Below are 11,679 nucleotides of genomic sequence, written 5' to 3'. Positions count from 1 at the left end.
GCCAAGCACTGATGGAAAAATACCCTCGCTGTCAAAACCATCCAGCGTATACGCATCGGTATGGCAAATCCCCGTCGCCATAATCTCCACCAACACTTCGCCCGCCTTGGGACCTTCCAAGTCCAACTCTACAATCTCCAACGGCTTCTTGGCTTCAAATGCTACAGCTGCGCGGGTCTTCATGGTAAAAATCCTTAAATTAGTATCTGGTTTGCGCGAAATTTACTTGAACACAATAGTACGGTTGCCGTTCAACATCACGCGATGTTCCAAATGGAGCTTGACGGCGCGTGCAAGTACCCGACTTTCGGTGTCTTGGCCCTGCGCAATTAAATCGTCGACGGTGTCGGCATGATCAACGATGGACACGTCCTGCGTGATGATGGGGCCTTCGTCGAGGTCAGCAGTTACATAATGCGCTGTGGCACCGACCATTTTGACGCCCCGTTCATGCGCACGGTGATAAGGTTTCGCGCCCTTGAAGCCAGGCAAGAAGCTGTGGTGAATGTTAATCACCCGGCCATCAAGTTTACGGCAAAGCTGATCCGACAGGACTTGCATATAACGCGCGAGGATGATGAGGTCGACTTGCTGCTCTTCCACCATCGCTAACAATTTAGCCTCTTGCTCCAATTTGTTTTCGGGCGTGATCGGCAAATGGTAAAAAGGCACACCTTCATGTTCTGCACGCCGTTGCCAATTCAAATGGTTGGATACCACGCTGGTAACGTCCATGGGTAGCCGGTTGGTGGAGGTGCGGTAGAGCAGGTCGTTCAAGCAATGACCGCCTTGGCTGACCATGATCATGGCACGGAGCTTTTTGCGCAGGTCGTGGATGCGCCATTCCAACCGGAACGCGGTCGCAACAGGCAAAAATGCCGCGCTAAAACTTTCAATCGTTGTATCGGTTGCAAATGAAACAGCGATGCGCATGAAAAACCGACCGGTATTTTCGTCACTATACTGCGAACTTTCGACGATGTTGCAATCTTGGCTGGCGATTGAATTGGCGACAGCGGCGACGATACCTTTTCGGTCCTCGCACATGATTAATAAAACAAAGTCGGCGCCCGTTTTCATTTTGTATCCTGCTCCCATAGAAATTGGGCACCGCGTAGCCGCCTAACTCCGCACCCACCATCTCGTTCGGATATATATTAGGTCTTCTAATCGGGATATGTAGATGATGTAATTGATTAAAGAATTTATTTTACCAATCACGAAAATTTGGTCAATTGCTTGAGTGGGTCTCCAGTTTCAGTCTGCACAGTGGAGATTAAAAACCCTCGCATTGTCGGGGGATGGTTGAGGGGAAGAAAATTGAAAAGTTATTTGAAAATTTCAACGGCGGCGATTGTCATCGCCTCTGCCAGTGTCGGTATCGGTATCAATCCTGCATTTGCGCAGCAAACTGCAGAAGAACAGGACCGTGGTATTGCCGATATCGTTGTTACAGCAACGCGTCGTGAAGAGTCGGCCAATCGCGTTCCGCTGGCAATTACCGCTTTGGGTGGTGAGGCGCTGAGCGATCTTAATGTTACCAAATTCGATAAGCTGATTGAATATCTTCCTAATGTGCGCGCTGCTTCGCGTGGTCCTGGCGCATCTTCCATATTCATCCGCGGCCTTTCGACCGACTCGCCGGGCTTGCAAATCGCGGGTACTGCTGGTGCGCAGCCAACGGTTGCGCTTTACATTAACGATGCACCTGCATCGCTTGTTGGTCGTAACCTCGATCTTTACGCAGTTGATCTTCAGCGCGTCGAAGTTTTGGCGGGTCCACAAGGTACGCTCTTCGGCGCCAGCGCGATGGGCGGTGCCGTTCGTTACATAACCAATAAGCCTGATACGAGCGCGTTCAGCGCTGGTTTTAACTCCAGCTATGCCTTCACCAAGGGCGGTGAGGAGAGTGTCGCTGGTGACGCGTTTATCAATATTCCTATTGTGCAGGATAAGCTGGCCATTCGTGCTGTGTTTTATTCCGACAATCAGGGTGGATATATCGACAATGTTGCTGGAACATATCAAATGCCGTTCAACGGCAATGTAGGCGTTGCTGGAAAATTGCCGACCGGTAACCCGCTTTTGGTGACTCGCGCAATCTCATCTTGCGTTGGTATCTCGAATTGCACGGGAAGCCTCTATCGCGCGCCGACCCGTCAGACCATTAACAATGATGCCTTTGTTGAGGATAATTATAACGATGCAAGCTATCGTGGCGGCCGTATTGCGCTGACATGGAATGTTAGTGAAGATTGGTCGGTTGATCTGATGCATGTGCGTCAGGAGCTTGATACCGATGGTGTCTTCGATTTTGAGCCCGAAGTTGGCGACCTCAAGGTTACAAAATTTGGTGATAACTCGCTAAAGGACCGCGTTAACCTATCAACTTGGGCCGTAAATGGTCGTTTGGGCGCACTTGATGTGATTTACACGGGCTCGTTCATGAAGCATCGTGCAACGCAAGTCGCCGATTACGCAGGATATTCGAACATCGGTCTATATCTGCCTTATTATGAATGTGATGCGGGTGTTTACTACAGCAGTCGAGCCCAGACCGCTGGCAATACATGTTACGCACCTAACAAAAGCTATCAGGTTCGCAACCGGACGGAGCGTATGACGCAAGAGTTGCGTTTAACTACGCCAGTCGATAAGCGCGTTCGCGGTACTTTTGGTTTGTTCTATGATGATAACAAATTGTTCGACAATACCGACTGGTCCTATCTGCAAGAGGCCGCAGGATATATCTATCGCAGATCGCCAAATCCCGCGGTTAACGCCAATGATACCAGTGTGCGCCCTGTAAAAGTCGGCTTTTTTAACGATGTGCAGCGTAAGGATAGGCAATTTGCCGCTTATGGTGAAGCGTCGTTCGACATCATACCTGAAAAGTTGATCTTGACCGGTGGCCTTCGTTACTACAATGAAAAGGCTTCTATTAACGGGTCGTCTGCGACTAGTTTTGGCGGTGCGCGGGGTGTTTACAATGCTGCGACTGGAACATATTCCGCTGCCGCAACTCCTCCCACGCTATATGGTATTAGCGTTAACATGAATCAGCTTTATGCCGATTCCTCGCCTGCCAAATATAATGGTGTGCTGTACAAGGCCAACTTGACCTATCGCATCGGTGACGGTTCGCTGGTTTACGCAACCTATTCCGATGGTTTCCGTCCAGGTGGTTTTAACCGGAAGCCTTGCAGTGTTGGTAGTGCGACTTGCCCCACCAACGCCGACTTTGTTCGTTTGGGCACATATGTACCAGACAAGGTGCAAAACTATGAAGTGGGTGGTAAATTCTCACTGCTCGATCGTCGTTTGCAGGTGAACTTCGCAGCGTATCAGATCGACTGGAGCAACATCCAGATTACGGTGTTCGATCAGAATATTTCGAACCAGACATTTACCACCAACCTGCTTGATGCGCGTATCAGGGGTCTGGAAGGTGACGTAACGTGGCGAACCACTCCGGAACTGACGTTTAACAGCGCGTTCTCGTATAACGACTCTGAAATGACGAAGTACCGGAAGAACACAACGGTGCTCCGTCCATTGGGTGGTCCGCTTGCTTTGAGCCCCAAATTCCAGTTTAATGCGCGCCTACATTGGGAAAAGGAACTGTCCTCGGGCCTCGCTCCTTTTGCGCAAATCGGCATTCATTATGTCGGCAAGAGCATCTCTGACGTTATCGACAATGTCGATATTCGTTACGGCGGCGCTACTGCAGTCTATAACGGTGTAACTGTGCGTTCCGGCGATGTTATTGCGCCAATCAAGGCGGCGCAGAACCTTGGCTCATATGCCACGGCCGGTGCATCATTCGGCGTATCGAAGGATGAGTGGCGTCTGGAAGTGTTCGGTGACAACCTGACTGATAAACGTCCCGAGCTTTATAAGAGCGGGAATGACGGTGAGCTTCGCACAACGACCTCGCGTCCACGCACAATCGGACTGCGTTTCTCGTACAAGATCTAAACAACAAGGTGAGCGCCCCTAGGAAACTAGGGGCGCTTTGCCACATCTGCATTTCGGCATTGCGTTAAGCGTGCGAATTGCTGCAGGGTTCGTGCAATCGTTCGTCACAATATGGGAGAGTAGGTGACAATGTTGGCCGAGGCCTCGCCGGAAACCATTGATGCCAATTTGCGTGAAGCGCGGTCGCATTTGCAAAATGCCCGATTAGCTGACGCAGAAGCTTTGTGTGTACGCATACTCGAAGTTGCGTCTGATAATATTGATGCTCTTTACACTTTGGCAGTGTCGCAGCGGATGCAGCGAAAAGTGTCGGCTGCGCTTACGACCCTCGATAAATTGATCGCTATTAATCCTGGCTACGGCCGTGCATGGCAAGAGCGCGGGCATTGCTTTCGCGATATCGGCCGTGTCGAAGAGGCAATCGCAGCTTATCAGCGGGCAGTGGCCCATAATGGTGCGCTTGTCGCAAGTTGGCGCATTCTTTCCGAATTACATGATGCGGCTGGGCGCGAAGGGCCTGCTAACTTTGCGCATGCCCAATATACGCATCTTTCAGCCCTTCCGCCGGAGCTGCTGAGTGTCGCAAGCTTTATTCAGGAAGGGCGCATCTACAAAGCCGAGCAATTGTGCCGTGCATTCCTGCAACGCAACGGCCACCATGTCGAGGCTATGCGGTTGCTGGCTGAGACTGGGATGAAATTCAATGCCTATGATGAGGCTGAGTTTCTACTTGAATCCTGCAAGGTATTGGAGCCGGAAAACGTCAATGCACATTTCGATTATGTGAAAGTACTGCATAAGCGCCAAAAATTCGAAATGGCACTCAGTGAAGCGTCAGAACTGCGCGAAAAAGAACCCGATAATCCCGAGTTTGAAATGCTCTACGCGAATGAAAATCTCGCGGTCGGTAATTTCGATGAGGCAATGCTAAGTTACGAAGCATTGCTAAATTCCATGCCAGACAATCCAAGCATAAACCTGACTTATGGCCATGCACTAAAAACCGTTGGCCGGCAGGGGGATGCAATTTCCGCCTATCGACAGGCGTATAAGGTGCGGCCAGACTTTGGCGATGCCTATTGGAGCTTGGCCAATCTGAAGACATATCGTTTTGACGATAGCGAAATCGCCCAGATGCAGGCGCGCCAAGCATCGCCGATGACGGCGCTGGAAGACCGGTATCATTTGTGTTTTGCGCTCGGTAAAGCGCTAGAAGATCGCGGCGAATATAGTTCCGCGTTTGAATATTATGAGCTCGGTAACCGCTTGAAACGGGAAGAGTTGAAGTATAATCCGAGCAGGCTGTCGAAGGAAATGCAGCTCCAACGCGAATTGGTAACGCCTGACTTGCTTGAGAAATTTTCAGGGGCAGGCTGTGCCGCCCCAGATCCGATTTTCATCGTCGGACTGCCGCGCGCAGGGTCCACTTTGCTGGAACAAATTCTTGCTTCGCACAGTCAAGTTGAAGGGACGATGGAGCTCCCGAATATCTTTGCTTTGGCGTTCCGCCTCGACCGGCAGCGTATTGTTGGTGAGGAGCCGGAATATCCGGGTAATCTAGCCGATTTGACCCGCGAAGATGTCGCCCGCTTTGGCGAGGAATTTATCCGCGATACGCAAATTTTCCGCAAAGGCGGCACGCCTTTCTTCATCGATAAAATGCCCAATAACTTCCGTCACATTGGCCTGATCAATATGATTTTGCCGAACGCGAAAATCATTGATGCGCGGCGCGGGGCCATGGGATGCTGCTTCAGCGGGTTTAAGCAGCTCTTCGCCGAAGGTCAGGAATTTACTTACGGACTAGAGGAAATTGGCCAATATTACGCGGATTATGTGCAGCTCATGGATCATTGGGACGTTGTGCTGCCCGGCAAGATCTTGCGCGTCCGCTATGAGGATGTTGTCGCGGATTTAGAAACCCAAGTCCGACGCTTGCTTGATTATTGCGGGCTTCCTTTTGAAGAGGCCTGTCTCAATTTTCACCAGACTGAGCGCGCTGTTCGCACCGCGAGTTCGGAGCAGGTGCGACAACCCATTTTCAAAAGCGGGGTCGACCAATGGGAAAATTTCAGTAATTTCCTTGATCCACTGCGCAATAAATTAGGGCCAGAGCTGGCCGCAACCTGAGGGATAATTTTATGGCTGACAATGTGCCGACTGCTCCAATTCGTGTCGACGAAGTCTCCTCGCTGGGGCAGCGTTGGTATGTCCTGATCATCATGATGCTGGTGTACACGATCAGCATCGCGGATCGTTATGTGTTGTCCACATTGCTTGGCCCGATTAGCGAAGAATTGCAGTTGAGCGATACAGAGACCGCATGGCTTGGCCTGCCACTCGCGCTTTTCTATGTGGTCATGGGCATTCCTTTATCTTGGTTGTGTGACCGCACGAACCGCCGCAACTTGCTGGCGGCGTCGGTTGCCGTTTGGTCATTCATGACCGCAATTACAGGGTATACGCGCGGCTATTTCGACTTGCTGTTGGCGCGTGTTGGTGTTGGTATCGGTGAGGCGGGCGGCACACCAGCGTGTAATTCCATTATTGCTGACTATTTCCCTGCCGACCGACGCTCCATGGCCATGACCGTTTTCGCACTTGGCGCGCCTATCGGGGCGTGGCTCGGTTCCGACATTGCGGGATTGGTATCGACAGTACATGGCTGGCGCGCTGCATTTTTGGTGCTGGGCGTACCCGGTATCATTTTGGCGCTGATCATCATGGTAACAATAAAGGAACCAAAGCGCGGACGCCTTGACGCAGTGCAAGAAGAAAAAGCGCCAAAAATCATGGAAACGCTCAAATTTCTTTGGTCACAAAAATCGGCTGTGCATGCGATGACCGGAAGTGGCCTGTCGGCATTTTGGGGCTGGGGATTAATGTGGTTCACGCCTTTGTTCCTGCAACGGACCTATGGCATGGATGAAGGCGAAGCTGGCGGCATGTTGGGCTGGATTTACCTTATTGGCGGTATTGGTGCGTCTTTGTTGACAGCATGGGTGGTGGCGCGCCCTAGATATACCGACCCACGTAAAATCGCCCGTCTTTTGGCCGTGGTAACGGCATTGGCTACTATCCCGTCATTCCTTGCTTATTATACACGGGATCTGGGCTTTGCTCAGTTTATGTGGTGGTTGTTTATTCCGGCCATATATTTCTACATCGGCCCGGCATTTGCACTGTGCCAAAACTTGGCGGCACCGAGAATGCGGTCCATGGCTGTGGCAATATCCTTGCTTGTTGCCAATGTGCTTAATTTGATTATTGCACCTGCAATTGTTGGCGGCCTAAGCGACTTTTTTGACGCTACGGGTGGCGGCAATGCAGATTCTCTGCGTCTTGCGCAGCTTATTCTCGCGCCTACGGGCCTTTGGGCGGCTTGGCATTATTGGCGCGCCGAAAAATATATTATTGAAGATCAAAAGAGAGCCATTGGATATGTCTAAGTCACCCCTAAAATCCTTTATCAATGGCGCGTGGGTCTTGCCTGCGACATCCACAGCAACGGTGGATGCGATAAACCCAGCTACAGAAGAAGTCTGCGCCGTTGTTGCGGTGTGCGGGCATGATGATGCTGATCGGGCGGTTCAGGCGGCACGGGCGGCATTTGATGGCTATGCGGCGACAACGCTGGAACACCGGATTGCGTTAGTGGAAAAGCTTATCACCATTTTTGAGCGACGCTATGACGAAATGGTAACGGCCATATCAACTGAGATGGGCGCGCCTTATGACCTGTCTTATGATGCACAGGCGGAAAGTGGCCCCGGCCATTTGAAGGCGACGGTTAAAGCCGTGCGCGAAATGGCGTGGGATTATGATGTTGGCACAGATGGCATCGTCACGCATGAGCCTATCGGTGTTTGCGTGCTGATCACGCCGTGGAACTGGCCAATCAATCAGATCGTGTGCAAGGTGGGGCCTGCGCTCATCACAGGCTGCACTATGGTGTTGAAGCCTAGCGAAATGGCGCCCTTGTCCGCGCAGCTTTTTGCCGAAATGGTTGAAGAGGCTGGATTCCCAAAAGGCGTGTTTAACATGATCCACGGGACGGGCGCGTCGGTCGGCGATACGTTGACCAGCCACCCCGAAGTCGACATGATTTCCTTCACCGGATCGACGCGGGCGGGCATTCAAATTGCCAAAAATGCTGCGGATACCGTGAAGCGTGTTGCCCAAGAACTGGGTGGGAAATCCGCCAATATCGTCTTTGCCGACAGCGATTTAGAGGCAGCGGTCACGCGCGGCGTATTGCATTGCTATGGCAATACCGGCCAATCCTGCAACGCACCGACGCGTATGCTTGTCGAACAATCGGTCTATGACGAGGCGGTTGCTATTGCGGCCCGCGTTGCGAAAGCGGCACAGCTGGGCGACCCAATGAAAAAAGGGCCGCATTATGGCCCAGTGGTCAGCAAGGCACATTATGACAAAATTCAGGGCCTGATTCAGGTAGGCATTGATGAAGGTGCGCAGCTTGTTGCCGGTGGCACTGGCCGTGCCGAAGGCTTTGACCGCGGTTATTATGTGAAGCCTACGGTCTTCGCCGGCGTCCATAACAAGATGCGTATCGCGCAAGAAGAAGTGTTCGGCCCCGTGCTTGTCCTGATACCCTTTATAGATGAAGCAGACGCCATCGCTATCGCGAATGACTCGCCCTATGGCCTTTATGCCTATGTGCAAACGAACGACATGGATCGTGCGCGCCGTGTAGCGCGGTTGATGCGTGCGGGTGGTGTGAGCATTAATGGCACAAGCCAGGATTATATGGCGCCCTTTGGCGGATATAAACAATCAGGCAATGGCCGTGAATATGGCGAATTTGGCGTCCGCGATTTTCTGGAAATCAAATCGATCAGCGGGTTTCGCACCGCATGAAGCTGACTGACATTGAAACCTTCGTTGTCGGCAATCCGCCGCCGCATTTTGGCGGACGCTATTTTGTCTTCGTCAAGATAACGACCGACAGTGGTGTATCCGGCATTGGTGAGGCCTATTGCGTGCCGTTTGAACCACATCTCGTCGCCAAGATGATAGAGGATGTGTTTGCGCGTTATGTCGCCGGTAATGACCCGCACGACATCGAAAATATGTGGCGCAGGGTTTATTCCAGCGGCTTTACCCAGCATCCCGATTTGACATTGATGGGGGTTTTGTCGGCGCTTGAAATGGCGTGTTGGGACATCATCGGCAAAGAGGCTAATAAGCCAGTTTACAAGTTGCTGGGCGGACAGGTTCATGAACGGCTGCGCGCTTATACCTATATCTATCCGCGACCCGGCGACAAAACAGATGTGTATCACGATCCTGATCTGGCGGCGGAGCGTTCGGCGGAATATTTAGCGCAAGGCTTCACCGCCTTGAAATTTGATCCAGCAGGGCCGTATTCGGCGTTTGATGGGCGGCAACTGTCGTTGGAAGCGCTGGATCTGTGCGAACGCTTTGCAAAATCTTTGCGCGAAGCGGTGGGCATGAAGGCAGATTTGTTATTCGGCACGCATGGTCAAATGACCGCGGCAGGGGCCATTCGTCTTGCCAAGCGTCTAGAGCCTTATGATCCTTTGTGGTTGGAAGAACCCGTGCCACCCGATGCGCCCGAAGAAATGGCCAAGGTTGCAAGGGCAACGTCGATCCCTGTTGCAACAGGTGAACGATTGACCACCAAATATGATTTTGCGCGGCTGTTACGTGCTGGCGCAGCAGCGATTTTGCAGATGAACCTTGGTCGGGTCGGCGGTATATTGGAAGCCAAGAAGATCGCCGCCATGGCGGAGGTTGACCATGTCCAAATCGCGCCGCATTTATATTGCGGCCCCATTGTGGGCGCGGCCAATATCCAAATTGCGACCTGCTCACCCAACTTCCTTATTCTTGAGAGCATTGAAACCTGGGGCGGGTTCCATACCGAAATTTTGAAATCGCCGATCCAGTTTGAAGAGGGGCATGTCATTCCATCGACTGCCCCAGGCTTAGGGGTCGAATTGAACGAAGATGTGGCACGCGCCAACCCATATAAGGGTAATATGCTCCACCTTGAAATGACGCAGCACCCCGTTCAGTGACCGAAGAATTCGACTATATCATCGTCGGCGCAGGCACGGCGGGTTGTGTGCTTGCCAACCGGTTGACCGAAGACGGCAAGTATAGCGTTTTATTGCTTGAAGCAGGGGGCAGTGATCGGTCCATCTGGATACAGATGCCCATCGGTTATGGCCGCACCTTTTTCGATAAGCGGATCAACTGGATGTACGATACCGAGCCGGTTGAAGCGCTTGGCGGCAGGCGAAGCTATTGGCCGCGCGGCAAGGTGATTGGTGGTTCGGGTTCAATCAATGCGATGGTCTATGTGCGCGGACAGCCGCGTGACTTTGATGACTGGAAAGCACTGGGCAATCAGGGCTGGGGCTGGGATGATGTCTTACCCTATTTCAAAAAGTCAGAGGATTTCGACTGGCACAGCGCGCATCACGGCAAAGGTGGACCACAGCATGTCACCGATATATCGCCCTTTGCACACCCCATCTGTCGTAGCTTTATCGAGTCTGCACAGACATTGGGCTTTCCCGCCAGCAATGACTTTAATGGTGGCCGGCCAGAGGGCGTAGGCTATTATCAAATCAACACGCGTGGCGGTTGGCGTGCCTCCACCGCGAATGCGTTTTTGCATCCTGCGCGCAAGCGTAAGACATTGAAGCTTCAGACCTTAGCGCATGTATCGCGGATATTATTTGAAGGGCAGCGCGCCGTAGGGGTTGCTTACACGCGCAAGGGCGCGCGTAAAGAGGCGAAGGCACGGCGCGAGGTCATCCTTTCGGGCGGCGCGATCAATTCGCCCCAATTGTTAATGCTGTCGGGCATAGGACCTGCGGATCATCTGAAAAATGTGGGCATTACGCCTTTACTGGATGCAAAAGCGGTGGGCCGCAATTTGCAGGACCATATTGCCGTATCCTATTTCTATAAGGTCCGGACGGCGACACTGAACGATGTGCTTCACCCGTTTTTGGGCAAGTTGCGTGCGGGCTTGCGTTATGTCGCCGACCGCGCAGGGCCATTGTCGTTGAGCGTTAATCAAAGTGGTGGTTTCGTGCGCAGCGATGCGACCAAAGAGCACCCCAATTTGCAATTATATTTTAGCCCAGTCAGCTATACCAAAACGCCCTTGTCGGAACGCAAGTTGCTGAACCCTGATCCATTTTCGGCATTTTTGCTTTCGCATAACCCCTGTCGTCCGACCAGTCGGGGACATATAGAGCTTAACGGTTCGAACCCTTCTGGAGATCCTTCGATCCACCCCAATTATCTCGCGACACAGACGGACATTGACGACGTCCTGGCTGGCAACCGGATACTCCGTCAGCTCGCATCTACAAAGCCACTTGCCGATATCATCACTGAGGAGCTTATTCCCGGCAGCGATGTGGATGGCGATGAAGCCTTATTGGCGGATTTCCGAGCCCGTGCAGACACGGTGTATCATCCCACCAGCACGTGCATGATGGGGACGGATCCGGCCACTTCGGTCGTTGATGCGCGCTTGCGCGTGCATGGCATTGCGGGATTGCGGGTTGTCGATGCGTCAGTGTTCCCGACGATCACATCTGGGAATACCAACGCGCCCACCGTCATGGTCGCCGAAAAGGGTGCTGCGATGATTTTGGAAGATGCAAAATTGATGCGTTAATTTTATTTACCAGT

Annotated in this window: 7 protein-coding genes and 1 pseudogene; 6 read left to right on the top strand and 2 right to left on the bottom strand. The window is 52.3% G+C overall.

The features are described from left to right. Together D7D48_RS08195 and purU are read right to left on the bottom strand one after the other, a co-directional pair. Positions 1-183, bottom strand: a pseudogene (locus tag D7D48_RS08195) (alcohol dehydrogenase catalytic domain-containing protein); the annotation flags it as partial. Positions 184-222: 39 nt separating this feature from the next. Then, positions 223-1,080, bottom strand: coding sequence for a formyltetrahydrofolate deformylase (gene purU / locus D7D48_RS08190; RefSeq protein ID WP_125230798.1), 858 nt, complete (start codon positions 1,078-1,080; stop codon positions 223-225). A 240-nt stretch (positions 1,081-1,320) separates the two neighbouring features. On the opposite strand from purU, the gene D7D48_RS08185 reads away from it, so the two are divergent. The 6 genes from D7D48_RS08185 to D7D48_RS08160 all read left to right on the top strand — a co-directional run bounded on the left by D7D48_RS08185 (position 1,321) and on the right by D7D48_RS08160 (position 11,665). Continuing rightward, the gene (locus D7D48_RS08185; RefSeq protein WP_185739808.1) at positions 1,321-3,978 is read left to right on the top strand and encodes a TonB-dependent receptor; all 2,658 of its coding nucleotides are present in this window, start codon (positions 1,321-1,323) and stop codon (positions 3,976-3,978) included. A gap of 129 nt (positions 3,979-4,107) precedes the next feature. Continuing rightward, complete coding sequence (locus D7D48_RS08180) at positions 4,108-6,108, top strand: tetratricopeptide repeat-containing sulfotransferase family protein (protein WP_125230950.1); 2,001 nt, start codon at positions 4,108-4,110, stop codon at positions 6,106-6,108. An 11-nt stretch (positions 6,109-6,119) separates the two neighbouring features. Continuing rightward, positions 6,120-7,427 carry a spinster family MFS transporter gene (locus D7D48_RS08175; protein ID WP_125230796.1) on the top strand — a complete coding sequence of 436 codons (1,308 nt, stop codon included), beginning with the start codon at positions 6,120-6,122 and terminating at the stop codon, positions 7,425-7,427. Beyond that, positions 7,420-8,859, top strand: coding sequence for an aldehyde dehydrogenase family protein (locus D7D48_RS08170; RefSeq protein WP_125230795.1), 1,440 nt, complete (start codon positions 7,420-7,422; stop codon positions 8,857-8,859). The genes D7D48_RS08175 and D7D48_RS08170 overlap by 8 nt, the downstream gene beginning before the upstream one ends. Continuing rightward, positions 8,856-10,043, top strand: a complete 1,188-nt coding sequence (locus D7D48_RS08165) for a mandelate racemase/muconate lactonizing enzyme family protein (protein ID WP_125230794.1) — start codon at positions 8,856-8,858, stop codon at positions 10,041-10,043. The genes D7D48_RS08170 and D7D48_RS08165 overlap by 4 nt, the downstream gene beginning before the upstream one ends. Then, the gene (locus D7D48_RS08160; protein WP_125230793.1) at positions 10,040-11,665 is read left to right on the top strand and encodes a GMC family oxidoreductase; all 1,626 of its coding nucleotides are present in this window, start codon (positions 10,040-10,042) and stop codon (positions 11,663-11,665) included. Before D7D48_RS08165 ends, D7D48_RS08160 begins: the two co-directional genes overlap by 4 nt. Positions 11,666-11,679 lie beyond the last annotated feature (14 nt).

Origin of the sequence: Sphingorhabdus wooponensis (assembly GCF_003933235.1) — a bacterium.
GTDB lineage: Bacteria > Pseudomonadota > Alphaproteobacteria > Sphingomonadales > Sphingomonadaceae > Sphingorhabdus_B > Sphingorhabdus_B wooponensis.
Note: the sequence above shows the minus strand (reverse complement) of the source record. Positions and strands in the feature narration are given on the sequence as shown.

Coding starts and splice junctions, on each gene's coding strand:
- purU (WP_125230798.1), bottom strand. CDS start 1,080: ATGAAAACGGGCGCCGACTTTGTTTTATTAATCATGTGCGAGGACCGA.
- D7D48_RS08180 (WP_125230950.1), top strand. CDS start 4,108: ATGTTGGCCGAGGCCTCGCCGGAAACCATTGATGCCAATTTGCGTGAA.
- D7D48_RS08175 (WP_125230796.1), top strand. CDS start 6,120: ATGGCTGACAATGTGCCGACTGCTCCAATTCGTGTCGACGAAGTCTCC.
- D7D48_RS08170 (WP_125230795.1), top strand. CDS start 7,420: ATGTCTAAGTCACCCCTAAAATCCTTTATCAATGGCGCGTGGGTCTTG.
- D7D48_RS08165 (WP_125230794.1), top strand. CDS start 8,856: ATGAAGCTGACTGACATTGAAACCTTCGTTGTCGGCAATCCGCCGCCG.